Origin of the sequence: Streptomyces changanensis (assembly GCF_024600715.1) — a bacterium.
Classification (GTDB): domain Bacteria; phylum Actinomycetota; class Actinomycetes; order Streptomycetales; family Streptomycetaceae; genus Streptomyces; species Streptomyces changanensis.
The window spans coordinates 6018146-6043541 of sequence record NZ_CP102332.1 but is presented as its reverse complement, the minus strand read 5'-3'; the positions used below and the strand labels follow the sequence as shown (position 1 = coordinate 6043541).

The following is a 25396-nucleotide window of genomic DNA, read 5'->3' as shown; positions in this document are numbered from 1 at the left end:
CTGCCCCGCAGACGGCTTCATGACCATCGTCCTGGCACTCGCCTGCTGCTCCTGTCCCCATTACCGCGATCATTTCCGCTTCACCGTCTTCTCCAAGGACTTCTTCATGTGCAAACACCGGCCGACGTGCCCGAGCGCTGTGTCCCCCGACCGTGAGGCCGCTCGCCTCACCGTCCACCACCCCGAGCAGGGATGGAGTCTGCTGTGCAACGGGGTGCTGCTCTTCGAGGACACCGGCGAGCTGCTCCCCGACGGCAAGATCGTCGCCCCGCACCGCGTCCTGCCGCCGGCGGTGGCGGCATGATCAACATCCCCTCCCCCCGCACCTCCGCGGAAGACGTCCGCCCCGTACAGCGCGTCGGACGCATCGAGGACCTCGCCTATATGTCCGACCTGCGATCGGGCGCGCTGGTCGACCGGGACGGCACCATCAGCTGGATGTGCTGGCCGCGCTTCGACTCGCCGGCGCATTTCGCCGCGCTGCTGGGCACGGAGAAGCACGGTGTCTGGCGTGTCGGCCCCGCTAGGTCGAGCGAGCAGTCGCCCGCGCCGGCTGACCGGCGACGCTACATCGACGGCACCCTGGTCGTGGAGTCGTCCTGGATCACTTCCGACGGCACCGTCCAGCTCGTGGACTTCATGGCGGTCACAGACGACGACCTGCGTCTGGTCCGGATCGTCCGAGGCGTCAGCGGCCGGGTGCCGATGCGGTCCACGCTGCGGGCACGCCCCGGCTACGGTCGGCCCAGGCAGGCCCCCGGAGGGCCGCAGGTCCACGCATCCGGCCGGCTCTCCGTCGCCGACCAGGGCGACGGACGTCTCTGGCTCGACACGCAGACCCCGTGCCGTGTGGACGGTCCCGACATCGTTTCCGAGTTCACCGTGTCGGAAGGCGAGGAAGTCGCCTTCGTCCTGTCCTGGCGGCGCGGGCACGATGAACCGCCGCCGACGCCGGCCCCGGCCGGGCTGCTGACGACCACCCAGGACTTCTGGGTGGCCTGGGCGGGCCAGTCCACCTACTCGGGCCCGCACCGGGACGCGGTCGAGCGGTCGCTGATCACGCTGAAAGCCCTCCAGTACCAGCCGACCGGCGCCTTCGTGGCCGCGGCGACGACGTCCCTGCCGGAAGAGATCGGCGGCAACAGGCAGTGGGATTACCGGTTCTGCTGGCCTCGCGACTCCGCCCTGACCGTCGAGGCCCTGCTCTCCTGCGGATACAAGGAGGAAGCCAGGGCATGGGTCGGCTGGCTGAAGTCGGCGATCGCAGGCCGGCCGGAGACCATGCAGGCGATCTACCGGGTCGACGGCGGCAGGGAGATGCGCGAGACCGAGCTCGGCTGGCTGCCGGGCTTCGAGGGCTCAGTCCCCGTGCGTACGGGGAACGGCGCGGCCGGACAGCTCCAGTTGGACGTGTACGGCGAGATCGTCAGCGCCCTGTACGCGACGCAGGAACATGATCCCGGGCTCACGCCGGTCGTGGCCCCCCTCATCGTCGACCTGGTCGCGTGCCTGGAGCAGCTGTGGGAGCTGCCGGACGAGGGGATCTGGGAGGTCCGAGGTCCGCGCCGGCACTTCGTGCACTCCAAGGTGATGGCGTGGCTCGCGGTCGACCGGGCCGTCCGGCTCATCGAGGCCGGCCGCGCCGAGGGGCCCCTGGAGCGTTGGCAGGAGCTGCGCGACGCTATCCACCAGCAGGTCTGTGAGCGCGGGTACGACGAGGAGCGCAACACCTTCACCCAGTCGTACGGCTCGGCGGAGCTGGACGCCTCCCTGCTCCAGATCGTGACCTCCGGCTTCCTGCCTCCGGAGGACAAGCGGGTGATCGGCACGGTGGAGGCGGTTCAGCGCGAGCTGTCCACGCAGGGAGGGTTCCTACTGCGCTACCGCACCGACGGCCAGAAGCCGGGCGTCGACGGGCTCACCGGCGACGAGGGGACCTTCGTCATCTGCCTGGCCTGGCTGATCAAGGCGCTCGCCGCGATCGGCCGGGTGGACGAGGCCGAGATCCACCTAGGCGTTCTGCTGGGCATCCGCAGCGACCTCGGTCTCCTCGCCGAGGAGTGGGATCCCTACGCCAGCCGACAGCTCGGCAACTCCCCGCAGGCGTTTTCCCTCGTCGGAATCGTCGTGGCCGTTCTGGCCGTCACTGCAGCACGCAGAGCGAGCAACGGCCAGATCACCCCCAAGGCGGCCACGGTATGACGCACCTCACCCAAGACCACCGCCCGGCCCCCTCCGCCGTGCGCCGGCACACGACCCGCCCGCCCGTCCGCCGGGCCCGCCGCGATCCGCTCGTGCCGGCCGATTGGCAGGTCGAGGTACTCGTGCGCTGGCTGGCGGACGAAGTCCGCGCCGGGGTCTACGGAGCGGAGGGCGGCCTGCCCGAGACCGGCCTGGTGGCCCGCCTCTTCGAGATCGACTACCCGCTCGCCGACGAGGCCGTCCGGCAGCTCGCCGCCCAAGGCCACATTGCCCCCGACCGACAGAGCGCCGCGAGCGCCCTCGCGCCCCTGCGCGGCGGTAGCGCGCCCGTGGCTGTCCCGCACGGGGAAGCCCTCGTCCGCGAGCAGGTCGTGACCGCCGCGGCGGACGCGCTGCTGGTCTGGCGCCGGCACGAGGCCCGTACCCCCCGCGCGTTCGTCACACAGCAGGACCAACTGCGCTCCATCCTGCGGACGTTGTCCGGGGGGCTCCCGGGTGAGACCTCGCAGCACCCGAGCGTGGTCCTCGCTCGGGCCCGGTTCCTCGCCGTTGCTCCCGGTCCGTTCCCCGCCTGGGCCCGGCCCTGGCACATCGCCTGGCTCGGCCTGGCGGCCCTGGCCCTTCTGGAATCGCACCCCGAGCTACTCGCTGATCGGGAGCCCAAGGAGGGATTCGCGTTCGCGAGTCCACCGCCCGAGTGCCTGGCCTCTGGACGGCGCCTTACCGATGCCGCCGAGCGCGAGGCCGCCGGTGCGTGGCTGGCGGAGCACTACCAGGCCGGCGCCTCCATCCCCACCCTCGTCAAGGCCGCCCGCCGCTCGTACGGCTTGGTCCACTCCCTCCTGACCGAGGCCGGAATCGATTTCCGCCCCCGCGGCGGCCCGAACCGCTGCCGACAGAGCACCGAACCCACTGACAAGTTCCTGGAAACCACATGACCGAGATACACGAGACCGTCCCCCTGATCCCCTCGCTCCGCCGCGTCGCCGATCACCTCGTGCGCAACGCTTCCAACGCGGACATCGCCGCCGCCGAGGGGCTGTCAGCCTCGACGGTCCACGCGTACCTGAAGGACATCCGCCAGCACCTCGGCGTGCCTCCCCGAGCGAGCCGGGCCGTCATGGTTCACGCCCTGCTGGGCCGCGGTGAGGCGACGGCGCCGGATCCCGGGCGGTCGGCACCGGCGCTCACCACGGACGAGAAGCTGCTCTTACGTGCAATCGCTACAAAGTCCCGTAGAGCCGACATCGCCCTCGCCGCCCGGATCGCCCCCGCCGACCTGCCCACAAAGACGGAGGCACTCCTGTCCACGGCCGGCGCCACCGACACGGTGCACCTGATCGGTCTCGGCCACGCCTGGAGCCTCCTGGCGCCGCAGGGCGAGAGCCAGCTCCAGTCGACCTCGGCCAGCTCGACCCGTCCGGCACGACGGAACGCTCCGCCCGCCCAGCCCACCGACCGCACCCTCGCCACCCCACACCACGGTTGAGACAGGGGCGCGGCCTCGGGCGGCGGGCCGCAGTCCGCTCAGGACCTCCCCCTGACCGAGGCCGCCCCCGCTGCCACGGAGAGCGGTCGTCCCCCCGCACCGGCTGTTCGCCGAAGAGCAGCTGTCGCTCGCGACAGCCAATGCCACGGCCGCAGCTCCCGCGCTCCGGCCGCTCGGTGTCGGCGGTCCCGGCACCGGACCAGTCGCCTACGGCCGCGCCCCATCACCCACGCCTCACGCCACAAAGGACGCCCCGTGAAAAGCTGCTTCGCACGTCCCGCCCCACCGCCGATCGACGCCGGCACCTCGGGCGGGGCCCGGCAGCCGGCTCATCCCGACATCGCCCAGGACCTGGTCAGCCGCGTGATCGACGCGGAAAAGACGTGGAGAGCTCCCGCACTCCAGCGTGGCCCCATGGGGGACGCCGAGCCCGCCGCCCAGGACACGCATGCGCTGCGCCGGATCCTCGAACGGCTGGGCCGCTGGCCCGGGCGGTCACTGGTCGGGGACGCGGGGTGCGAGGCCGCAGTGGTGATCGCCCTCAACAGCGACGACCTCAACTTCCAGATCGCCCTGCTCCGTTTGCTCCACGCCGCCATGCGCCAGGGCGATGCCACCACCGCACAGTGGGCCCGCCTCTACGACCGGTGTCTGGTGAAAAGCGGCCAGCCGCAGAAGTACGGCACGCAGTACCGGCTGCACGACGGGCAGATCGAGATGTGCCCCGTGGACGCCCCCGAGGCTCTCGACACGCTCCGAGCCCGTGCCGGACTGCCTCCCCACCAGGACCGTCGCGCCGCTCTGGAGCGTCGCCACCTCCTGCCCGACCCGCCGACCGTGCTCCTGCGCGGCAGCCGCGCGGCTTGAAGGACGGGCCTCTCCCCCGGTGGTGCGCGGCCGGACGCCCCTCACCCTCAGCCGGTGCCCGCCGGGCGCGTTGCCAGATGCCGCCAACCTCTCTCACCGACCACCCTCTCTATCTCCCGGAGCGCCTTCTGTGACAGCGGCACCCCAGATCCACATCGGTCCACAGGGACTCGTAGGTGGCCGGGCCGTCAGGCGGTCCCTCGCCTGTCTGCTGACCGGCGAGGGCATTAGCTACGTGGGGTCAGCCGTCCACGCTGTCGGCCTGCCGGCCCTCGCCGTCCTCTCCCTGGAGGCCAACCCGGGACAGGTCGCCCTCCTTGCGTTCGCCGCGGAGATTCCGGCGTTGGTGGTCGCTCTGCCCGCAGGCGTGGTCGTGGACCGGTATCCGCTGAGGACCATCCTGTTCTCCACCGACCTGGCGGCGGCTGCCCTGGTGGGCGTCATCCCCGCAGCAGCCATCCTCGACCGGCTGTCGATGCCGCTCCTCTACGCCGTCGCCCTGGCCCTGGGCGTCCTGTCCACCCTGCACACGGCCGGGTCGATGGCCGCCGTCCCCCTCCTGGCAGAGCCCAAGCACCTTCACCGGGCCAACGCACGCTTCACCGCAGTAATCACCATCGCCGGCACCACTGGAACCGCCCTGGGCACCGTCCTCGTCGCGACGATCGGGGCGACCCGCGCGTTCGCCGCCGACGCCTTGTCGTACCTCGTCTCCGCCTGGTGCGCGGCCCGCATTCGCGCCTTGCCCTCCCACGAACATGCGCAGACCGGCAGGCGGCCGGCAACCCGGGAGATCCGCGAGGGCGTCGCCCACTCCGCGTCCCACCCGATACTCCGCCCCCTGTTCCAAGCCCTGACCGTAACCGGGATCGGCACCGGCCTGACCGCCACCCTCCTCTCGTACCACCTGCTGACCACCGTGCAGATCGGCGCGACCGGCCTCGGGGTGATCATGGCCGCAGGCAGCCTCGGTGGCCTCAGCGGAGCCCTCACGGCCCCCCGTCTCGTCCACCGCTACGGGACCGGCCGCGTGATCGCATGCGCGTGGACCGTGTACGCGCTGATGCAGATACCCCCGCTGGTCGCCCGCCCCGGCACCGCCTGGCTCGCCATCCTCGTCGTCAGCGGATACGGCCAGTGGGCAGCGGCCACGTGCGTGGGCACCACCCAGCGCTCAGTACAGCAGCGGACCACGCCTCCCCGACTCCGCGCTCGCGTCCAGCAGACCTCTCTCTGGCTGACCACCGGCACGCAGCCGCTGGCCGCCCTTGCCGCGGGGGCCCTCGCCACCGTCACCAGCGTCCGCACCGTCATGACCGCCGGCGTGATCGTCCTCCTCCTGTCCGCGTGGATGCTGTGGCGCTCCCCCGTTCGTCGCCTCACCGCCTTGGACGGAGGCGCTCAATGAACGACCGTTGGAGGCTCTCGCCGCGCGAAAGAGCGGCAACTCATGAGAAGTGGCTACGCGGCGGTGCCGTCCGTACGAATCGGGGCCGGCAGGACACGCAGGCGCTCCGCCAGCTCGGCGCCCGCACTGGTCGCTGCCGGGTCGAGGACCCGGGTGAGGCGGGCGAGACGCGTGCGGGCGGTGGCCCTCAGCCGCGCAGGCGGAATGAGGTCCAGGACGCCCAGTGCGCGGCCGGCCGCTTCCTCGGGGGCGTCGCGTGCTTCGGCAAGGGCGAGCACGAGGGTGGCCGCCACCCATCCCGGCGTGTGTTCGGGGGCTGCCGCGATGGACGTGCGGGCTACGTCGGCGGCCCGCTCGTAGCGCTCCAGGGTCAGGTGGGCCTCGGCGACGTGCAGACGGTGCTCGGCACGGTCGTATCCGAAGCGGCCCGGAATCTCGACGGCGGACCGCATGATCTCGTCGCTCTCGCTGATGACGTCATCCGCGCGGGACGCGTGCTCCAGTGCGGCGAGCGTCGGCAGCAGGGCCCAGCCCAGGAGCTGGGCGCGGCGCAGGCCGGCGGGGGCGTGCTGAAGGCCGTGCTCGGCGTGCCCGCGGGCGTGCTCCCAGTCGCGCCGGGCGGTGGCGACCATGGCCAGGGCTCCACTGGACCAGGCGGTGAGGGCCGCCTCGCCGGTGGACTCGCCGATGGCCCCTGCCAGGGTCAGGTGAGCGCGCGCCCCGGCGCGGTCGTCCAGGTGATAGGCGAGGTTTCCCAGGAGCGCCGACAGCCAGCCGACCTGTCGGCGCAGGCCACGGGCCGTCTCCCGGTCGGCGGCGGCGACCACCGTGGAAAGCAGGTTGCGGGTCGCTCGAACCTCGTCGTGGAGGGCGGACGGTGGGTGCTTGCTGTAGTTCAGGGCGTAGTGCTCCACGGCGGCCTCGGCCAGGGCGACGAGCGACGCAGATCCCTTGGGCGCGTCCAGGACGGCCCACTGCACGGATTCACGGATGGCGGGCAGCCCGCTCGCGGTCGTCATGGATTCCTTTCGGTCGATGCTCGGTTCCTCGCGCTGCCGCTGACCGTAGTGGAGTGGCAGCGGGGCTGCGCACGTACTGCACCACAGGTGGCGTGTCTCAAGCCCGAGTTGATCCGGCCGCGCCCCGTACGCCCGGGAAATCATGATTCTGTACTCGTCGCCGGGCTGCGCCTGCCCATGCTCGTACCGGCACAGCAGGGCCTGCGACAAGGCCGGCGGCAGCAGGTCGTCCGCCAGGTAGACCTGAGCGACCTCGCGGATTGCCTGTGCTCGGGACCATCCAAGGGCCAGGCGCCACGCCTCCAGCGCCGTGAGTTCGGGGATCGCGGCCCGGAGCACGGTGACGGTTCGCTCCTGGCTGTCGCCGTCTCGCTGACACTGAGCCCGCAGCCGGGTCGCTTCACGCTGGATCTCCGTACGACGCGCTCGCGATACCTTCCCCACCGTCCGCCCCCTCGTCGCTCGGCCACGCCCTCACCCCTCGGGATGCGGGCGGGCATTGACCGCAGCAGTCAATGTTCCTACAGCACACGGTCAATGACTGTGCATCAGCACGCGGCGCATCGTAGGAGTCAGCGCTCCAACTGCCCTGAGCGACACCACTTCGCCGGACCAGCCCATTGCCGCAGGCGGATCGTGCTGGCCGCGCTCGTCGGGACCCGTCCGCCGGCCGCGCGGGGACCGCCGGCGCCCCAGGAATCCGTACCGGAATTGGCGTCTCGCGAGCGAGGCGTCGAAGAGGGCCGCAGGCGCCCTCGCTCCCTCCGTCACGAGAAAGGGACTCCCGTGGAGACTGCCCCTGTTCCGCTGCCTTCCGGCAGGTTCACCATCGGCAAGACGTTCGACTTCGAGGCTGGTCACCGCCTCGCCAGCCTCCCGCCCGAGCACAAGTGCTCCCGGCAGCACGGCCACAGCTACGAGGTCGAGGTCGTGCTCTCCGCGTCCTCCCTCCAGGGGCCGGGATTCGTGACGGACTTCGGTGACCTCAGCCCGTTCAAGCAGTACCTCGACAGCGAACTCGACCACCACAACCTGTACGAAGTCCTCGACTTCGAGCCGACGTCCGAGTTGCTCGCGCAGTACCTGGCGGGCTGGTTCATCACGAACATGCCGTCGAGGATCGCCAGGCAGCTGACCGCCGTCCGCGTCCGCGAGACCCAGCGGAGCTGGGCCCAGTTCGACGTGGCCGCCACATGACCGGCACCGCAGCAACCGCACGCGAGCCGCTGGGGCAGCTGATCGTCGCCGAGCGCTTCGGTGTCGAGGTGCCCACCTTCCAGGGGGAGGGTCCAAGCTGTGGCCACCCGGCGATCTTCATCCGGCTGTCCCGCTGCAACCTGACCTGCGAGTCCTGCGACACGAAGGAGACGTGGGACTGGAGCCGGTTCAAGCCTCAGGAGGTCTCGACGCGCGAGTCCGTGCAGGATCTCGTGGCGTGGGTGAGGCCGTCTCCGGTCGAGCTCGTGGTCATCACGGGCGGGGAGCCGCTGCTCCAGCAGCGGAACCTGGTCCCCCTGGTGCGGCGGCTGCTGGATGAGGGCCGGCGGGTCGAGTTCGAGACCAACGGGACGGTCATGCCCGCCCCCGCGCTGCTGGTCGACGGTGTCCGGTTCAACGTGTCGCCGAAGCTGGCGAGCTTCGGGATGGACGAGGCCAAGAGCATCGTGCCGTCCGTGCTGCGGGCGTTCGCCGCCTCCGGACGGAGCGTGTTCAAGTTCGTCGCCTCCTCCGTCGCCGACATCGACCGGATCGCCGAGCTGGTGGACCGGCACGGGCTCGCGCCGGTGTGGGTGATGCCGGAGGGCACCACCGTCGAGGCGATCACGTCGACGACCCGGGTCCTCGCGGACGCGGTCGCCTCCAGGCACTGGCACCTCACCACCAGGCTCCACGTCGCAGCCTTCGCCGATCCCAAGGGCCGTTGACCTGGCACCCAGTCCATCCGGCCCCTCTTCTCCTGCGAAAGCGAGATCCAACATGACGAGTACCTCCGTCGCTCCGCCGACGCCGGCCGTACCCCGCCAGCCCGGGCCCGGCATCGACACCGACCGCGTCGCCGACCTCATCAGCCAGCTGCTCGTCGAGCTGGGCGAGGACCCGCAGCGGGATGGTCTGGCCGAGACGCCGAAGCGGGTCGCGGCCTGGTGGAACGACTTCCTCTCCCCGGACGCGCCGGCGGCCACCCGCTTCACCGAGTCGCACTTGTCCGGCCAGCTGGTCGTGGTGGGCGGCATGAGCGTCTGGTCGCTCTGCGAGCACCACATGATCCCCATGAACCTGCAGGTCGCAGTCGGCTACCTGGCGGAGGGCCAGGTGGTGGGGCTGTCCAAGTTCGGCCGCGTCGCCCGACACTTCGCCGGCAGGCTGCAGGTCCAGGAGCGCTACACGCGCCAGGTCGCCGAGCACCTCGCCGGGGTGATCGGCCGCGAGGACGTCGCGGTCGCCGTACGCGGGGTGCACCTGTGCATGAGCATGCGCGGCGTGCGGATGGAGGACGCCCGCACCACCACGGTGCACAAGGGCGGCCGGTTCCTCGCCGACCCGGTCCTCTCCCAGGACTTCCTCGCCCTCGCCGCCGGGCAGTGGGGAGCGCGGTGATGGCCAAGAGCATCGACTTCTCCGTGATCGCTCCGCCCGCCTACCTGCGCGCCTTCGTCGCTCAGGAGCCCGCCCGGGTCCACCACGTCGCCGCCCAGCGGGTCCTGGCGGACGCCTCCTACCGGGACTTCTTCGCGCGGGAGGCCGCACGCGGCGCCGAGATCATCGTCGACAACGGGCTCTTCGACCTCGGCTACGCCCTGCCCTCCGCCGACCTGGTGCAGGCCGCGCTCGCGGTGTCCGCGCGGGAGATCATCCTGCCGGACGTCATGCGGGATGGCGCTGCGACCTTGAAGGCCAGCGAACGGGCCGCGCGCGAGATCCGGGACCTGTCCGGCGACGCCTTCCGGCTGTGCGCGGTCCTGCACGCCGCCGATGACGAGGAGTGGCGGCGGACCTACGAGGCGTTCGTGAACAGCGGCTGGGCCGGGGCCATCGCTCTGCCGGCCTCGCGCCGTCCGGATCCGGACGGGCAGTTGTGCCGCAACCGCTGGCTGGCGACCGCCTACCTGGAAGAGCACGGTCTGGTCGATGACCTGATCGTCTACCGGCTGCTCGGCCTGGGCCGGACCGGGCACCTGGAACTCGTCGAGCAGCGCGAGCACGAGTGGATCTCCTCCGTGGACGGCGCGGCGCCGGTCATTCTCGGCGCGATGGGCATCGCCCTACGGCTCGAAGGCCCGTACGAGAAGCCCTCCACGCCGCGCATCGAGAACCTCGGCCCGATCGCTCCGGACCGGTTCGACCTGATCCGGCGGAACATCGCCGTCGTCCGTGCCGCGGCCGGCAGCAGCGTCACAATCGCCGAGGAGAACTGATGACCTCCCTGATCGCCGCCCCCGGGCTGCTGCGCGCGAGCCCGATCGACTTCCACGGGCACACCATGAGCCCCAGCCGTCTGCTGCGCTACCTGGAGATCAAGGTCCACGACCTCATCCAGGACAAGGACTGGGACAGCATCCGAGTGGTGGGCGGCTACGACCGCACCGCGGTGGTCTCTCGGTACGAAAAGACCGGGAAGCTGTTCAACATCGAGCGACCCACCGCGACCGTCCAGGGCCGGGACCTGGTCCTCCAGGCGTTCCCCGGCGCCGACTACGTCCAGCACTACGCGCTGACCATCGCCACCTATCTGGCCCTGACGGGACGCTCGGCGGACATCGTCACCTACCAACCGCCCGGGCAGGAGCAGTGCCGATCCGCTCTCGACACGCTCGCTCTGGACCTGGACGGCGATCTGGTGATCGTCGGCTGGGGCCTTCAGCACCTCGCCCCCACCAACGGGGTGTGGACCCGAGGGCATGGTTACGCCTGGCAGCGCGCGGAGATAGCCGGACGGCGCGTGGTCTACCTCGGGTTCCTCCACAGCATCTGGGGCGACGTCGCCGGACGGGTCGTCGAACGGCTGGCCGAGCTCGGCGCCGGCGACGTGGTCTACATCGGCAAGGTCGGCTCACTAGCCCCCGGGATCGAGCCGAACACCTGGCTGGCGACCGGCAACACCAGCCTGCTGCGCGGGTCGCTGGTCAGCTGGGACGACTTCTTCGGCGACTTCGCCGCCGCCCAAGGCGGCGTGCAGAGCGGCCTGCACGTCTCCTCGCCCTCGATCCTGCTGGAGGACCGCGACTGGCTGGCCCAGCACACCTCCTCGTACGCCTTCGTCGACCCGGAGATCGGCCCGATGGGGGCAGCCGCCCACACGGCGGGGATCCGGTTCGGATACCTCCACGTCATCTCCAACAACCTCACCGCGCAGTACCCCGCCGACCTGTCCAACGAGCGGCACGACGACGTCCTGCGCCGACGCGCCGTCCTCGTCGACCGGATCCGCACCATCATCACCCGCCGTCTGGCCGGCCACCCGGCCCGCTCCGTGGAAGGAACCCGATGACGACCAGCTCGACGACCACCCCCAATCCGGGACGGTTGATCACCTTCGTCGGGGGCGACGGCGCCGGCAAGTCCACCCTCGCCACCCGCCTGCACCAGGCCCTGACCGATGCCGGCCACGAGGCGATCCTCGTCGGCAAGCACACCACCGGCGTCCCGGACCCGGAGCTGGCCGCCTACCTCGACCGCCTCAACGAGCTGGTCTACCGGCGCGACGCCCGCGTCGCCCAGGTGTGCGGCGACCACTACTGGCTGCTGGCCCTGGCCTCCTGGTACACCCTGCAGGACCGGCTCGTGATCCGGCCCGCGCTCGCCGCCGGTACGCACGTGGTCCTCGACAACGCCCACCACAAGATCCTTGCGCGCTACGCGGTCAGCCCCGAGGTCCCCGCCCGCCTCGCCGAACGGGTCTTCGCCCACCTCGCCGAACCCGACCTGGTGTTCTTCCTAAACATCGACGCCCGCGAAGCCCTCGCCCGCAAGGGCTCGTTCACCTCTCTGGAAGCCGGCCACGCCGGCAACACAGACGAGGACTTCATCCGCTACCAGGACACCGTCCTGAACCAGATGCGCGAACAGGCGTCCTACAGCGACTGGTTGTGGCTCGACGTCGCGGGCCTGGACCGAGACGAGGTCTTCAAGACGGCCGCCGACGAACTGACCGACCGCCTGAACCTGACCGTCTGACCGACCCCACGCACTGATCCGCGAGGAACCACCATGGACCAGACTCTGCCCACCAGCGGCTCGTACGTATGCCATGGCATCACCTGGGCGAACGGGGCTCCCCGTCTCCTGCTGGCCCCACAGCCCGGCGAACCGCTCATTCACGCCGCGGTCATGGGCCGGCGTCTGGCCTATCAGGTGAACGGTGCCGGCCGGTGGTGCACCGGCCGGTACCGGTTCGCCGACCGCGTCCGCGTCGAAGCCGTCGCCTGCCCCCAGCAGTCCCCGGCCGAAACCGGCGGTCAGTGCGCCGCCTGCACCGCACGGGATGAGTTCCGCTTCGCCCACCAGTTCCACTCCGGCAGCCACGTCCCCGACGCCCTGGCCGCCTACATGGCCCAGCCGCACTGGCTGTACCTGGCGACTTTCGCCGACGGCACCACCAAGGTGGGCACCGCCGCCGAGCCCCGAAAGCGCTCCCGCCTCGACGAGCAGGGAGCCCTGGCGGCCACCTACCTGGCCAAAAGCCCCGACGGGCGCACGATCCGGTTCGCCGAGGACGCTCTCACCCGGCGCCTGGGCCTGACGCAGACGGTCCGGGCCGCGGCCAAGCTGAAGGCCCTGGCCGGCCTGCGTGACCTCGCCCGGGTCCGCGCCGCCCACCAGCAGCACCTCGCCCGGGCTGCCGAAGCCCTGGCCGAGATGAACATCCCGGCTCTCCTTGAACCGTGGACGCCACCTGCTGAAGGGGATCTGCTCCGCGCTCCCGACAGCGAGCGGACCTTGTACCCGCACGATCCACGCGAGGGCGAACACGGCCTGACGGTACTCGCCTGCACCGGCTCCCAGGTCCTGGCCACGCTCGACGGTGACGATCTGCCCTACCTGATCGACCTCGGCGTCCTCAAGGGCCACCGCATCACCCTCGGCTCACAGTTCTCCTCCCCGGCCGCCGCCGTGCAGCCCGCCCTCTTCTAACCGTTCCAAGGCCCGGCCGCGCTGCGCCCGCGGCCCCGATCCGTGAAACGAGGACCTCTTCACCATGGCACCCCAGGACGCTCTGACCGGCTGGGACGAGAACGACAACGCCGAGGCGTACGAAGCCTTCACCCGCACCCACCCCATGTACAACACCACCAGCCGCGACCTCGCCTGCCGCGCCGGGCTGGCCGACGCCGACCTGGTAGTGGACCTGTGCGGCGGAGCAGGGGCGACCGCCCGCGCGATCCTCGGCCTGGTCCCTGACCGGGCCCGGGTCGTCTCCGTGGACAGCTCCGGCACGATGCAGCGCGTCGGCCGCCGCACCTTGTCCGACCCCCGGCTGTCCTGGATCACCGCCCCGGCCGAGCAACTCGCCGAACACGTCCCGGCCGACGGCGTGGACGCGGTGGTGTGCAACTCGGCGATCTGGAAGACCGACACCCCGGCGGTCTTCTCCGCCGTCGCCCGTGTCCTGCGCCCCGGCGGCCGGTTCGTCTTCAATATCGGCGGCGGCTTCGCTGGCGTGCGCCACCCCGACGAGCACACCGTCCGGACCGGCCCGTCGCTGAACGCCCTCATCCTCCAGATCGCCGCCCGCGACCACGGATACACCCCGCCGTCCAAGACCACGGACGCGGCGCCGAAGCTGCCGCTGGAGACGGTCACCACCGAGCTGGCCGCCGCCGGCCTCGCCCTCGTCGAAACCGAGGTCACCGCCCAGCACGGCACCATGGCGGAGAAGAAAGCGTGGCTGTCCATCCCCGTCTTCGCGCGCCCGGCTGACGGCGCTCTCACCCACGCCCAGCGGATGAAGATCCTGGACGCGGCCTACCCCCTGACCGCGCCCGATGCCGTGACCGTGACGAGCTGGCTCGTCGTCGTCGCCCAGCAGCCCACGGGCACGCCGTGACCACGGCCGCCGCCTCCGCCGCCGACGGGAGCTACTGCGACCACACCAGCGTCGGAGTGCTCGTCTCCGGCCCGCAGGGGCTGCTGCTGTTCGAGCGGGCGACACCGCCGGCCGGTCTCGCACCGGTCGCCGGCCACATCGACCAGCACGGCAGCCCCCAACAGGCCGCCCGCAACGAAGTGGCCGAAGAGGTCGGCCTCACCGTCACCCACCTGCACCCGCTGCTGGCCCAGTGGCGCCCCAACCACTGCCGGCGCACGCCCGCCGGGCCCGTCGGACACCAGTGGTGGATCTTCCAGGCCGAGGTCTGCGGGGATCTCCGCCCCTCGGCCGAGGAAGTCCGCGCCCCGAGGTGGGTCCACCCCGACCAGCTCCAGCACGCCGCACTGCGCACCCTCCACTACGCCGAAGGCCACCTGAACAATACGGAGTTCGAACACCGGCCCGGCCTGGAACCGGTGTGGTGCCACTTCCTGCACGCCGTCAAGCTGATCACCCTGCCCTCGTCCGCCCTCGCCCGGATCGACACCGTCCTGTGAACGGCTATCGGGGTCACGGTTCAGCGGGCACGGGCCGCCGGGGCGGCGGCCAGCCGCCGGGCGTGCGCGCGGATTCGGTCCCGGTCCTCGGGAAACACACTCTGCCACTCCTCGTCCAGGCCGAACCACGCCGCCGGCTGCCCCGGCTCCGCCACGAGCGGCACCTGGGGATCGACGATCGCGGCGTAGGACAGGCCCAGCGTCGCAGACCAGTCGGACCGGTAGGCGCGCACCGCCACGGCGGCGGGCTCGGCCAGCAGCTCGGCCTGCAGACCAGTCTCCTCCAAGAGTTCGCGGGCGGCGGCCGTACGCGGCGTCTCACCCGGCTCCGCCTTGCCGCCGGGCGGCACCCATCCACGCACCCGGTGCTTGACCAGCAGCACGTGCTCGAAGGCGGGATCGGTCACCCACACCTCGGCCGCCAGCGGTTCCATCGGGTGCCGGCGTGCCTCCTCCAGCCAGGCCCGGGCCCCGTCGAACTCCAACGCGGCACGGCCGGCATCCGCGACAGCCTCGTCCACAACCATCTGAACAGCATCACCAAGACTCACCCGCACCACCCTAGGCCGACACCCCGCCCGTGCGGCGCAGGACCGGCCCGTCGAACGCCCGACCGCATCCGGCGAAGGCGTGCCGCCGGCCTGGAAGCAGACCGGCCGACCGTGGTGCCCTCTTCACGAAAGGAAGTCCGGTCATGACCCTCAGTACGGCGGCGGCAGGGGCGTGGGTGGTCCTCGGCGCCGTCCACCTCCTCAACCGCACCGCGCCGCGCCGGGCCGACGAGCCCCTCGTTCTCGTCCGGGTCGCCCCGCAGGAGGTGAGCCGGCCGAGCACCACCGTGGTCATCGGCTGGAACACCCTCGGTACCTGCTCCGCCGAAGCGCTCAGAGCCGACGGCACACAGATCGGCTCGGTCCGGATCGACGGTCAGGACCTGTTCCCCGACGCCATCGCCGGTGCCGCCCTGCGCGAGCTAATCGGCGCCAAAGCCGCCTTGGGCCTGGTGCCGCTGTGCTATCTGGCCGAACACCCCGGCGGGTATCACGTCTATGCGCAGATCAGGTTCCACCCCGAGGACGCCTGCTTCGTGCGCACCACCAGCGAGCCGGTCGGCCGCGGTCCGGTCGAGGCCCTTCGCTGGCTCGACCCGAGCCTGGCCGCGCACCACGCGGCGAGCACGGCCCTCAACAACCACCGTCGCTGCTTCCGCAAGCACTTCGAAGGCACCGAGCTGGAGTACAAGTACATCCTCGACCCGGCGCCCGACATCTGGGCCGCGGCCATGGAACTGCTCAAAGCCCTGCGCGACGGCGAACTGGAAGGCTGCCGGCCGGAGTACCGGGAGGAGTTCCAGGTCCACCACACCGAGAACCACCTCTTCGAGGTCACGGGCCCCGCATCTGAGGTCGGCTACGCCTCCTTCGTCCCCACGGTCACCGCCGGGCACGTGCTCAAGCGGAAGTGGTTCGCCGAGGACGCCTTCGCCCGCCGGGAGGAGCTGGTGTACGGCATCGACGTCACCCCCGACGGCTTCGAGGCGTACCTTCGTGGCGAACTGGGCCTTCAGGTACGGGCCATGCCGCCCTTCCAGCGCGTACGCTACGACATCCAGTGCGAGTCGATGCGCACCGGTCACGTCTACGGCATCTTCCTCGACCGCTGCGCCCTCCTCACGGACCCCACGGTGGTGCTCTCGCAGTGCGAGCTGGAGTACCTGCGCACCCGGGGCGTCCTCGACCAGGACCAGGACGAAGTACTCCGCGAAATGGAGCGCGTCAACGGCTGGCTCCGGAACTACGTCGCCGCTCGTGGCTGGGCGGCCGAGCACACCTTCCACTCCAAGCTGAGTTTCCTCCGCAACGCCGTGGCCGCCCAGCCGGGCCTGGTGACGGTGGGCTGCAAAGCTGGGCCCGCCGTTGACCCGTCCCCCATTCACACGCGACGGGAGATTCCCGTCCACGCGACCGTGCCGTCCGATCGCGGAGGAGCCTGATGCCTACCACCTCCGCCGTATCCACCGCGAGCCCGGCCTACTGGGAGCCGCTCTGGGCCGACGGCCGACGCTACCGGCAGCTGTGCGAGGCCGAGAAGCAGCTGATGGGCGAGCACCTCGGCCCCGGCGGAGGCCGCCCCGCCCTCGACATCGGCAGCGGCGATGGCAGTCTCGCCCGCCACCTCCACCACGAGCTCGGCTACCGCACGACCGGCGTTGACTGCTCCCCTAGCGCGGTCGCGGTCGCCACCGCCCACAACAGCGGCACCGGTCCGGCGCCGGCATGGCAGTGCCTGGACTTCACGACCGGTGACCTCGACACGCTGCGGGATCCGGCCTACGCCCTCATCACCTGCCGCCTGGTCTACCGGTGGATGGACGAGAAGGCCGGCTTCCTCGGCCGGGTCCGCCGCCTGCTCGCGCCCGGCGGGACCTTCTGGGTCGTCACCGAGAACGCCGGCCGCCGCACGACCACCGACCCGGCTCTCCTCGGCCTCGGCATCCAGCTGGCGGACGCCGAGCTGCTCGCGGCCGGCTGGTCCGTCGTACGCACCGCCGACCTCGACGTCCTGCGCTGCTTCGCCCTGCGCCCCTGATCATCCACCTGAACGGAAGGAAGTACTTCGTGCTGGACGTCGAGAAGGAAATCGGCGAGATCTGGACCGTCTACGGCCGTCATCAGCTCGGCCGCTCGTTCGACCTGCCTGAGCTGGGCGACTGGGCCTGGGACATCCCGCAGGCCGGACCCGGCATCGACGTGCTCGGCGAGGTCGCCGGCCTGCGCGTCCTGGACCTGGGAGCCGGAGTCGGCCGGCACGCCGCGCGTCTCGCCGCCCTCGGCGCCGACGTCACGGCCGTCGACGCCTCCCCCACCCAGCACCAGCGCGCCCTCGCCCGCTACCCCGACACCCCCGGGCTGCGCCTGGTGTGCGCCGACGCCGTCACCCACCTGCAGGAGGCCGACCCCTACGACCTCGTCTACTCGGTCAGCGGCGTGCCCTTCCTGGACCCGCACCGCCTGCTGCCCGCCCTGGCCAACGGCCTCAAACCTGGGAGGCGGCTGCTGTTCAGCGCGCTGCACACCAACTCGCACGGTCTCGGGCCGTCCGAGTCGGTCACCGCACGGCCCGAGATCCTGCGGCTGCCCGGCACGGACACGGAGCATCGGGTGCACATGTGGGTCCTCGAACCACGCCTATGGGAAGACCTCCTCGTCGACCATGGCCTCGTCGTCGACACGGTGACCACAATCAACTCCCCGCAGGCCGACCAGCCCCTGTCGTACCGGCTGTACGCGGCCCACCGCCCGGAACGAATCCCCAGCCGGCCCCGGACAACGGCGCCGCCCGCACCGCACGCGGCGCTGGGGGTCGGCATCATCGTGCATGGCCCGGACGGTGTCCTGCTGGGGCGCCACCGCCTCGGAACGTGGGAAGTGCCCGGTGGATCGGTGGAGCCCGGCGAGACCTTCGTCAAGGCCGTGATCCGGGAGCTCGCCGAGGAAACCGGGCTGATCGCCAGGCCCGACGACGTGCAGGTGCTCGGCACGCTTCTCGACCATGTAGGCGGCGTTCTCCGGCTCACGGTGCCCGCGCTGGTCACCCGTTGGTCCGGCACACCCCGGGAGCTGGAGAAAACCATCGGCTCGTGGCGGTTCTGGAGCCTCGACGCACTGCCCCAGCCTCTCTTCGAGCCCAGCAGCCAGTGCCTGACGGCCTGGAGGCAGGACCTCCCACTCGACCACACGCCCGCCGACTTCCAGCCCTACAACCACAACGCCCGTCACGACACCTGGCACACCGGCTGACCACCAGCTCACACGACAGCGCCTGCCCCGGCCAGCACGCGGGGCAGGCACAGCTGCGTTCGAGCTACTTTTGCTCGGGCTCCGTGCCGAGTTCCTTGCGGAGCTTCTCGTAAGGCACGCCGGCGATCTTCGCCCGCAGCGCCATCCCGGTGTCGTACGTCACCAGCTTCACCGGACCGGCCGCCAGCACGCTCAGCGCGAGCGCCCGGTCGACGATCTCATCGTCCTCGTCAGGCAGACGTACGTGCCCAGGAGGGTCCGGCAGGACCTTGACCTCCACGAACCCCAGCATCGCCTCGTCGGTCAGCAGTCGGTCCAGGACGGCAAGACCGTACCGAGCGCGCCACCGAGCCTGCGGGGATACCTTGCTCTCCTTCAACTGGTCCAGCTCGTCGACCACCATCATCGGCACGGCGATCCGAACCCCGCCGTGCTGGCCGGCGAGCTCCGAGAAGTCGGCGTCCTCCAGCTTCTCCTCGTGCTCAATGAAGAAGCTCGTGTCGAGCACCAGAGTCGACACCTTCTCCGGCCACTGGAGGATGGTGTCCCGGGTGGACTCGATGGCCCGCTCCAGGTCGGCGATCCGCTGCCGTACCTCCTGGTCGATCAGCGGGTTCGTCACCTTTGGCGCCAGCTGGCCGCCCAGATGGCCCGCGCCGTTCAGCAGGGCCCAGTAGATCGGGGTGAAGAACAGCGCCTCGATGTCCTTCGCCCGCACCTGGGAGCCGAGCAGCCGAGACTGCTCGTTCACCCACGTCAGGTACTTCAGGAGGTGTTCCTCGGCGCTGTTGTAGTTGCTCAGGTTGGTGGCCTGAGTGTGGGCTTCCCGTAGAAGCTGGTGCACGAGGTCCAGCCTGGCGCCGGGTATCGGTGTGACGATCATTCGCGGATCATGTCAGGGCTTGCCCGTCTCCGGCAGGGTTTTCCCGCTTCCCCATCTTCGGCCGGGCAAGCTGATGGGCTCCTCCGGTCGCGGGCGGCGATCGTGTTCGCGGCCTTGTTTGAGGCGATCATTTTGCCGACGTTCCGGCTGGTCATCGCTTCGCGCGGCACGTTGCTCTCCTCGGGAACAGCCGAGGGTGCTCAGTGCGCGAGCGCAAGGCGGCTGGCGTCGATGCGGGAAAAGACCAGGTCGGTCATCTCCTTCGGGACCGTGGCGCACCGGATGGGCGGCTGCGGCTGGCGCATGGCCCGGGGGTAACTGGCCGGGTCGTAGTCGTTGGTGAGCGTGTACGGGTGGAAGCCGTGCTCACGCAGGGTGGCGATGAGCGCAGCGGCGCTCTCGCCCTGCTTGGTCAGAAGCCGGGGGGTGACCTCGATGACGAGTTCGGCGTCGTCGCGCAGGTGCGGGAGCACGGGGGTGAGTCCGCGGACCGCGGCGGATTCGGCGCCTTCGACGTCGATCTTGATGACGCGCGCGGTGGCGAGGTCGGCCCGGCTTACCAGGTCGGCCAGGGACGCGGTGGGGACCTCGACGGTCGCGTGGACGTGGCGGGGGCGGACGGCGGTGGTGTGGCCCAGGTTGGAGGGGTCCTCCACGTACAGGACCACGACGCCGGTGGAGTCGGAGGCGGCGAAGCGGACGGTGCGGATGTTGGTGCGATGGTTGGCGGCGGCTACGGCGGCCAGGTCGTCGTGGAAGCGGGGGTGGGGTTCGATGGCGACGACCCGGCCGTGGGGCCCGACGGCGTGGGAGGCCAGGAGGCTGAAGGCGCCGCGGTGGGCGCCGACGTCGATGAAGGTGTCCCCGGGGCGGAGCCGGTCGCGCAGGAAGGCCGACAGGTTCGGCTCCCACTCGCCGAACAGGTACTGGAAGCGCTGGATGACGTCGCTGGTGGTGACGGGAACCGTGTCGCCGGACCGCAGCCGGACGGTGGCGTGGACGGGGTGGGTGCGCAGGTGCTCGTCGAGGAAGCGGTCGACGATCTGAGCCTTGCCGAGGGTGCCGGGGGCGTGGCGGACGTAGGCGCGCAGCGTGCGGGCGAGGGCGGAGGCGGGCACGGACGGCTCCTTCGGGTGGCGGCGGCCGGGATCGGAAGTCCGGCCCGGCCGGCGGTGGCAGACTGTCGGGAACGACGGCGAAGCTGAGGGGAGTTGATGGTGGTCGAGAGCGGGGCTCCGACGGTCTTCCTTCTGGTGGGTCTCACCGGCTCGGGGAAGACGACCTATGCCCAGCGGGTGCTGGAGCCTCGGGGTGCGGTGAGGCTGTCGGTGGACGAGGTGGTCTTCGAGCGGCACGGCCGGTACGGCGTCGACTACCCGGAGAACACCTACTTCGAGAAGGAGGCCCCGGTCGTCGCCGAGCTGCACGAGCGGCTGGCCGAGCTGGTCGCGGAGGGCCGGGACGTGGTGTGGGACCACGGGCTGTGGCCGCGCAAGGACCGCGAGGCGATGAAGGCGTTGGTGGAGTCGGCCGGCGGGCGTTGGCGGCTGCTGTACTTCCCGGTCGGGCGGGACGAGCTGCTGCGTCGGCTGGCGGAGCGCAACGCACGAGGGGACGCGAACGCGCTCGTCGTGACGCCGGAGGCGCTGGACGACTTCTTCGCGCGGTTCGAGGAGCCTCAGGGCGAGGGCGAGGAGATGGTGGAGCCCGGCTGGTTCTGAGGGGTGGGCGGGCGCCAGGCGGTGGTGATCGTGGCCGCTTCGGCGGCCCAGCCGTCGGGGAGGCGGTCGAGGGTGACGCGGCGGAAGGCGAGGCGGGGGTCGGAGACGTCGATGCGGCCGGAGTGCCGGTCGACGTGCTCCAGCAGGCGGGACGCCTCGCTGCGGACGGCCGGCGTGTGCTCGGCCCAGGCGCCGGAGGAGAACCGCTCGACGCGTCGGCGCAGGTCGTCCAGGACACCGGCACGCCACTTGAAGTGGTGCACGCACGCGAGCGTGTGCGGGTCCGGCTTGTGGCCAGAGGCCCGGTGGTTGCCGGAGGCCACGGTCACCGAGGAGTGGGCAAGGACGATCTTGCGCGGGTCGCCCTGGAGGAGGCGGTGGGTAAGGTGCCCGCCGAGCGGGAAGGCCCGCTCCAGCCCGGGGCCGGGGCGCCAGGAGGCGAGGCTGCCGTCGGCCGCGACGCGGTCGAGCATCAGCCCACCCACTACCTTCCGTCCGGTGTCCTCGGCCTGGCCGATCACGTCTTCCAGCGGGGCGGGGTAGGTCTGGAGCTCGTCGGCGTCGGCGATCAGGTGCCAGCCGGGTCCGGCCTTCTCGCGCAGGCCGTCGCGCAGCAGGGTGTTGGTGTGCTCGTGCCAGGGACCGGTGCTGACCTGGGTGGGGACGATGCCGAGGGCGTGGACGGCGGCGAGGAGCTGGTGGCGCTGGGCGTCGGGGACGTGGTCGGGGAAGTGGAAGGCGAGGAGGAACCGCTCGATGCCGAGCCGGCGGTAGTGGGCGGTCCAGGCGGCCAGCAGGGCGGGCTCGACGGGGCCGACGACCGCGACCAGGGGGGGGAGGGATGAACGTCATCGGCGGCACTCCTTGAGCAGGCGGGTGTAGGTGGTGGTGAGGAAGGCGGCCTGCTCGGCCGCCGGGTACAGGTCCAGCACCGACGGCGCCGAGGTGTCCGGCCGGGCGGGCGCGTCGGCCGAGAGCTTGTCCAGCGCTTCGGCGAGCGCGCCGGCGTCGCCGGCCGGGAATGACCAGACCCACGGTTGGTCGGCGAGCCGGGCGGTCAGGGCGGGGTCGTGTTCGGAGACGATCAGGGGAACGCCGAGGCGGGCGGCGTCCATGACGAGTCCCGACTCCTTGCCCACGCCCGGGTGGCGGGCGACGAGGGCCGCGTCGGCGGCGCCGTAGACGAGCCGCAGGATCTCGTCGGCGACCGGGCCGGGCACGGTGTGGAGGCGGACGTGGGGCAGCTGGTGCCAGCGGGCGAGGACGGTGTCGTCCAGCGGGGTGCCGCACACCAGGACGTGCAGCGGGGCGGTGAGGCAGGCGAGGGCGGCGTCGATGGTGGCGATGTCCTTGTACGGCCACCAGCCGCCGACCACGCACACTGCCGTCGCCTCGTCGGGGATGGCGAAGGCGGTACGGCCGCCGTCGCGCTGGGCCGTGGTCAGCCGCCGCCCGTCGTCGACCGCGAACGCCCGCACCTCGCCGGGCAGGGTCGGGAAGGCGGCGGTGATCTGGTCGCGGACGGCCGTGGTCGAGTACAGCGCGACCACCCTTTTCTCGCCCTGGCGGGCGAGCCGTCCCAGCCACCGTGCGGGACGGTCCTCGGTGGTGACCAGCTCGTGGACGAACCGCAGGTGCGGGGCGCCGCCGAGCAGGGCGGCCAGGCCGTGCAGGGCCTCGCTCGCGCTGAGGATCACCACCGCCGACGCCCGCGGGGCGAGGCGGCGCGCGGTCCGCAGACAGGCGGCCTCGGTCAGACACCGGACCAGGAGGGTGACCTGGTGCGGGAGCCGGCGCACCGCCCGGGGCCAGCGCCGGGAGGCGAAGGCCCGCCGGCCGGCCGTCGAGACGCGCTCCGCTGTCCGCGCGGCGGCCAGCAGGAACCGCGCCACCGCCCCGTCCGGGCCGGCCGCGATCCGGGCGCCGGAGCGGGCCAGCGGGCCCAGGCCCTCGTCCAGGCTGGCTGGGGCGACGACCAAGCTCGCCCCGGTGGCGGCGAGCGCGGTCAGCGTGTGCTGATGGTGCCCGCCGCCCCGGTGCGCGTACGGCTCGATCAGCACGAGCGGCCCCGGCACGGTGCTCATCCGGCGACCGCCTGCTCGTCGCGCAGCACGGCGAAGTGCTGCAGCAGCCAGGCCGGGTCGTTGATCGCCTCGAAGCGCTCAGGGTCGCGGCCGACGGCTTGGGCGAAGTCGAGCCCGTCGAGGGCGCCGGCCGCCGCGTAGGCGGCGAAGTCGCCGGTGCTGCTGGCCTTCCAGGCGTCGATCCGTTCCTGGGCGGAGGCGTCGGTCATGCCGTACTCGCTGCCGCGGGCGAGCATCGCGCACTCACGGAAGCCCGCCTTCCACGCGTGGAACGGCGACTGGTTGAACCGCGTGACGCCGGCGGTCTGCCGGCAGAACTCGACCCGGCCGGGCAGGGCGGCCAGCACGTCGACGGCCTGGCCCATCTCTCGCAGCGCCGTCCGGCGGATCAGCTTGAGCCCGCCGTAGCCGTAGACCAGGCCGTTGACCGGGTTGGCGGCCTGCCAGACCCTCATCGCCACTCCGTCGGCCAGCGGCTCCACCTCGCCGACGGAGAAGTCCTCGTCGATGGCGAAGTCGCCGTCGGAGAGGAAGAACTGCTCGGCGTCGACGAGCTCGGCGGTGAGCCGGTAGGCCCGCCGCATCCCGCGCACGCCGTGCAGGCGCTTGACCGGACGGCCCAGGACGTGGGTGAGGCGGGTGTGCAGGAGGTCGGCCTGGGGCTCGTCGTAGGAGAGCAGGACCGCGTCGAAGCCGGTCATCGGATCGCCTCCAGGTAGCGGGCGGCGACCGCGGCCGGGGTGAGGTCGGCGGTGGAGGCGTACGCGCGCTTGGCGTGGAGCAGGTAGAACTCCGGGTCCGTGGCGAGTCGGGTGGCGATCTGGGCGGCCTGTTCGTCGGACTCGAAGAGCAACTCCTCGTCGATGTGCTCGGCCAGCCAGCCGGTGCGCGGGGTGATCACGGGCAGGCCCATGGCCTGGCAGTCGATCACCGACATGGACCAGGGGCAGCCGGGGCGGAAGGGCGCGATGCCGAAGTGGGCGCCGGCCAGGATGTTGCGGTAGCGGACGCGGTCCCCGCGGTCGGAGGCGATGGTGACGCCGTCCGTGGTCGCCAGCTCCTCCAGGTGCCGCTCGGGGCTGGGGTCGAGACGGATGCGCTCGGGGCTGCGGATGCCGAACAGGTCCATCACCGTCAGCCGCACCGTGCCGCCGGCGACGAGACGGCGGGCCAGCTCGGTGAAGCGGGCGGTGCCGTAGTGGGCGTAGAGGCGGTGGTTGTAGATGCCGGTGGCCCGGCCGTCGGGCGGGGTGATGCCGGCCGGGTCGCGCACCAGCCGTACGTCCCTGGGGGCGGGGACGATGTGCAGCTTGTCGCCGAGGTCGACGCCTGTACGGCCGGCGGCTGCGGTGGTCCAGGAGGCGGCGGTGGAGGAGTGGACTAGGACGCGGTCGCAGGCCGCGAGGCCGGCGGCGAAGGCCAGCAGCACAGTCCGGCCCAGGCCCCGGTCGTCCATCGCCGGGTCCAGCTCCAAGACGCCGGTGTCGGTGAAGGAGAACGGCAGGTAGTGGCAGTAACCGACGACCGTCGCGTCCACCCCGGCCTCCAGGAGCGCGGCCCGGATCGCCGGGGCTGCCTCGACCTGGTTGGCCACCACCACCTCGGGCCGCCGCGCACGGAACAGGGCGACCAGAGCGTCCATCCCCGGGTCGAAGCGCGCCCGGTACTTCGTGGACGGCGAGACGGTGGGCTCGCAGGCGACCCGGGCGTCACCGACCGCGACCGGCGAGGCCACGGTCACCTCGGCCCCGGCGTCTGTCAGGGCCGGGGCGAGCAGGCCGGCGAAGGTGAAACCCGAATCGGCAGCCAGCTGGCTGGCGTTGGAGACGTTGAGCAGATACAGCAGGCGCATCGCCGCCGCCTTCCTCGTCGGGGCCCGAGGGGAGACTCGAACCGGTGAAGGAAGGAAACTGGCGACCGGGACCGTGACAGAATGATGAATCGAGATCACGCACGGTTCACTCATCTCATCCAGCATCCAGGCGGGGGCTTCGATGGACGCGCGAGACGATGCCCAGACGAGCGAGAAGGCCGCCGAGGACTTCGCGGCGACGGTCGCCCACTGGCGCGAGGTCCGGGGCCTCTCGAAGCGAGCGTTAGCCAAGAGGATGGGCTTCGACCCGTCCTACGTCAGCCACATCGAGTCGGGCCGACACAAGCCGACCGAGGACTTCGCCCCGCCGCGCCGAGGGGACCCTCGGCGCCGGCAAGGCCATCTGGAAGTGCTGGCTCGACTACGAGTCGCGCAAGGCCCGCACGGCCCCGTCCGATCCCGTACCGGCTCCCCGCCGACCGGAGCAGCCGTACGCGACCGGCTCGGCGATCGTCGTCGAACACGA

General features: G+C 71.6%; 27 protein-coding genes and 2 pseudogenes. 20 read left to right on the top strand and 9 right to left on the bottom strand.

All coding sequences use genetic code 11. The features are described from left to right. Window positions 1-106 precede the first annotated feature (106 nt). The 6 genes from NRO40_RS26470 to NRO40_RS26445 all read left to right on the top strand — a co-directional run bounded on the left by NRO40_RS26470 (window position 107) and on the right by NRO40_RS26445 (window position 5966). Complete coding sequence (locus NRO40_RS26470; protein WP_058944203.1) at window positions 107-304, top strand: DUF5999 family protein; 198 nt, start codon at window positions 107-109, stop codon at window positions 302-304. Beyond that, complete coding sequence (locus tag NRO40_RS26465; RefSeq protein WP_058944180.1) at window positions 301-2202, top strand: glycoside hydrolase family 15 protein; 1902 nt, start codon at window positions 301-303, stop codon at window positions 2200-2202. The genes NRO40_RS26470 and NRO40_RS26465 overlap by 4 nt, the downstream gene beginning before the upstream one ends. Next, a complete protein-coding gene (locus NRO40_RS26460; protein ID WP_198549429.1) occupies window positions 2199-3140 on the top strand; it encodes a helix-turn-helix domain-containing protein in 942 nt (313 codons plus the stop codon). Before NRO40_RS26465 ends, NRO40_RS26460 begins: the two co-directional genes overlap by 4 nt. Beyond that, on the top strand, window positions 3137-3691 hold the full coding sequence (locus NRO40_RS26455) for a helix-turn-helix domain-containing protein (RefSeq protein ID WP_058944181.1): 555 nt from the start codon (window positions 3137-3139) through the stop codon (window positions 3689-3691). Before NRO40_RS26460 ends, NRO40_RS26455 begins: the two co-directional genes overlap by 4 nt. A gap of 414 nt (window positions 3692-4105) precedes the next feature. Next, complete coding sequence (locus NRO40_RS26450) at window positions 4106-4558, top strand: DUF6624 domain-containing protein (RefSeq protein WP_257375527.1); 453 nt, start codon at window positions 4106-4108, stop codon at window positions 4556-4558. 130 nt (window positions 4559-4688) lie between these two features. Then, window positions 4689-5966, top strand: a complete 1278-nt coding sequence (locus NRO40_RS26445) for an MFS transporter (RefSeq protein ID WP_232791204.1) — start codon at window positions 4689-4691, stop codon at window positions 5964-5966. Between the two features lie 53 nt (window positions 5967-6019). Here the strand turns inward: NRO40_RS26445 and NRO40_RS26440 are convergent, their stop codons facing one another. Beyond that, a complete protein-coding gene (locus NRO40_RS26440) occupies window positions 6020-6985 on the bottom strand; it encodes a tetratricopeptide repeat protein (protein ID WP_232791205.1) in 966 nt (321 codons plus the stop codon). A gap of 786 nt (window positions 6986-7771) precedes the next feature. On the opposite strand from NRO40_RS26440, the gene NRO40_RS26435 reads away from it, so the two are divergent. From NRO40_RS26435 to NRO40_RS26395, 9 genes are all read left to right on the top strand, one after another. After that, window positions 7772-8182, top strand: coding sequence for a 6-pyruvoyl trahydropterin synthase family protein (locus NRO40_RS26435; protein WP_058944184.1), 411 nt, complete (start codon window positions 7772-7774; stop codon window positions 8180-8182). Further along, entirely contained in the window at window positions 8179-8910 is a 732-nt protein-coding gene (locus NRO40_RS26430) for a 7-carboxy-7-deazaguanine synthase QueE (RefSeq protein ID WP_058944185.1), read from the top strand. The genes NRO40_RS26435 and NRO40_RS26430 overlap by 4 nt, the downstream gene beginning before the upstream one ends. A 52-nt stretch (window positions 8911-8962) precedes the next feature. Then, window positions 8963-9583 (top strand): GTP cyclohydrolase I, encoded by a 621-nt coding sequence (gene folE / locus NRO40_RS26425; RefSeq protein ID WP_058944186.1) that lies wholly within the window; start codon window positions 8963-8965, stop codon window positions 9581-9583. Continuing rightward, the gene (locus NRO40_RS26420; protein WP_058944205.1) at window positions 9583-10401 is read left to right on the top strand and encodes a hypothetical protein; all 819 of its coding nucleotides are present in this window, start codon (window positions 9583-9585) and stop codon (window positions 10399-10401) included. The genes folE and NRO40_RS26420 overlap by 1 nt, the downstream gene beginning before the upstream one ends. After that, complete coding sequence (locus tag NRO40_RS26415) at window positions 10401-11474, top strand: hypothetical protein (protein ID WP_058944187.1); 1074 nt, start codon at window positions 10401-10403, stop codon at window positions 11472-11474. The genes NRO40_RS26420 and NRO40_RS26415 overlap by 1 nt, the downstream gene beginning before the upstream one ends. Beyond that, window positions 11471-12160: a dTMP kinase gene (locus tag NRO40_RS26410; RefSeq protein WP_058944188.1), complete on the top strand. Its 690-nt coding sequence runs from the start codon at window positions 11471-11473 to the stop codon at window positions 12158-12160. Before NRO40_RS26415 ends, NRO40_RS26410 begins: the two co-directional genes overlap by 4 nt. Before the next feature lie 33 nt (window positions 12161-12193). Beyond that, on the top strand, window positions 12194-13117 hold the full coding sequence (locus NRO40_RS26405) for a DUF2797 domain-containing protein (RefSeq protein ID WP_058944189.1): 924 nt from the start codon (window positions 12194-12196) through the stop codon (window positions 13115-13117). A gap of 64 nt (window positions 13118-13181) precedes the next feature. Further along, window positions 13182-14030, top strand: a complete 849-nt coding sequence (locus NRO40_RS26400; protein ID WP_058944190.1) for a class I SAM-dependent methyltransferase — start codon at window positions 13182-13184, stop codon at window positions 14028-14030. Then, a complete protein-coding gene (locus NRO40_RS26395; RefSeq protein WP_058944191.1) occupies window positions 14027-14569 on the top strand; it encodes an NUDIX hydrolase in 543 nt (180 codons plus the stop codon). The genes NRO40_RS26400 and NRO40_RS26395 overlap by 4 nt, the downstream gene beginning before the upstream one ends. 20 nt (window positions 14570-14589) lie before the next feature. Here NRO40_RS26395 and NRO40_RS26390 read toward each other — a convergent pair whose 3' ends face one another. Beyond that, entirely contained in the window at window positions 14590-15096 is a 507-nt protein-coding gene (locus NRO40_RS26390) for an NUDIX domain-containing protein (RefSeq protein WP_107115191.1), read from the bottom strand. A 167-nt stretch (window positions 15097-15263) separates the two neighbouring features. Here NRO40_RS26390 and NRO40_RS26385 point away from each other — a divergent pair, with 167 nt between their 5' ends. Genes NRO40_RS26385 through NRO40_RS26375 form a run of 3 tightly spaced genes read left to right on the top strand, consistent with a single transcriptional unit; the run spans window position 15264 to window position 18369 of the window. Next, window positions 15264-16562 carry a hypothetical protein gene (locus tag NRO40_RS26385; RefSeq protein WP_232791206.1) on the top strand — a complete coding sequence of 433 codons (1299 nt, stop codon included), beginning with the start codon at window positions 15264-15266 and terminating at the stop codon, window positions 16560-16562. Further along, window positions 16562-17158: a class I SAM-dependent methyltransferase gene (locus tag NRO40_RS26380; RefSeq protein ID WP_058944193.1), complete on the top strand. Its 597-nt coding sequence runs from the start codon at window positions 16562-16564 to the stop codon at window positions 17156-17158. Before NRO40_RS26385 ends, NRO40_RS26380 begins: the two co-directional genes overlap by 1 nt. A gap of 29 nt (window positions 17159-17187) precedes the next feature. Further along, window positions 17188-18369 (top strand): bifunctional class I SAM-dependent methyltransferase/NUDIX hydrolase, encoded by a 1182-nt coding sequence (locus NRO40_RS26375; RefSeq protein ID WP_079047356.1) that lies wholly within the window; start codon window positions 17188-17190, stop codon window positions 18367-18369. A 64-nt stretch (window positions 18370-18433) separates the two neighbouring features. Here NRO40_RS26375 and NRO40_RS26370 read toward each other — a convergent pair whose 3' ends face one another. Both NRO40_RS26370 and NRO40_RS26365 read right to left on the bottom strand, forming a co-directional pair. After that, window positions 18434-19252 carry a PIN domain-containing protein gene (locus tag NRO40_RS26370; protein ID WP_058944194.1) on the bottom strand — a complete coding sequence of 273 codons (819 nt, stop codon included), beginning with the start codon at window positions 19250-19252 and terminating at the stop codon, window positions 18434-18436. 200 nt (window positions 19253-19452) lie between these two features. Next, the gene (locus tag NRO40_RS26365) at window positions 19453-20370 is read right to left on the bottom strand and encodes an FkbM family methyltransferase (protein WP_058944195.1); all 918 of its coding nucleotides are present in this window, start codon (window positions 20368-20370) and stop codon (window positions 19453-19455) included. A gap of 96 nt (window positions 20371-20466) precedes the next feature. On the opposite strand from NRO40_RS26365, the gene NRO40_RS26360 reads away from it, so the two are divergent. Next, the gene (locus NRO40_RS26360; RefSeq protein ID WP_058944196.1) at window positions 20467-20973 is read left to right on the top strand and encodes an AAA family ATPase; all 507 of its coding nucleotides are present in this window, start codon (window positions 20467-20469) and stop codon (window positions 20971-20973) included. Here the strand turns inward: NRO40_RS26360 and NRO40_RS26355 are convergent. The 5 genes and pseudogenes from NRO40_RS26355 to NRO40_RS26335 all read right to left on the bottom strand — a co-directional run bounded on the left by NRO40_RS26355 (window position 20931) and on the right by NRO40_RS26335 (window position 24909). After that, complete coding sequence (locus tag NRO40_RS26355) at window positions 20931-21236, bottom strand: hypothetical protein (protein ID WP_257375526.1); 306 nt, start codon at window positions 21234-21236, stop codon at window positions 20931-20933. The genes NRO40_RS26360 and NRO40_RS26355 overlap by 43 nt on opposite strands. Before the next feature lie 330 nt (window positions 21237-21566). Next, window positions 21567-21731, bottom strand: a pseudogene (locus tag NRO40_RS26350) (glycosyltransferase family 2 protein); the annotation flags it as partial. 90 nt (window positions 21732-21821) lie between these two features. After that, the gene (locus tag NRO40_RS26345) at window positions 21822-23057 is read right to left on the bottom strand and encodes a glycosyltransferase family protein (RefSeq protein ID WP_257375525.1); all 1236 of its coding nucleotides are present in this window, start codon (window positions 23055-23057) and stop codon (window positions 21822-21824) included. Next, a complete protein-coding gene (locus tag NRO40_RS26340; protein WP_058944198.1) occupies window positions 23054-23758 on the bottom strand; it encodes a hypothetical protein in 705 nt (234 codons plus the stop codon). Before NRO40_RS26340 ends, NRO40_RS26345 begins: the two co-directional genes overlap by 4 nt. Further along, a complete protein-coding gene (locus NRO40_RS26335; RefSeq protein ID WP_058944199.1) occupies window positions 23755-24909 on the bottom strand; it encodes a glycosyltransferase family protein in 1155 nt (384 codons plus the stop codon). Before NRO40_RS26335 ends, NRO40_RS26340 begins: the two co-directional genes overlap by 4 nt. A 142-nt stretch (window positions 24910-25051) precedes the next feature. Between NRO40_RS26335 and NRO40_RS26330 the strand changes: the two are divergent. Next, a pseudogene (locus NRO40_RS26330) lies at window positions 25052-25180 on the top strand (helix-turn-helix domain-containing protein); the annotation flags it as partial. Between the last annotated feature and the right edge of the window lie 216 nt (window positions 25181-25396).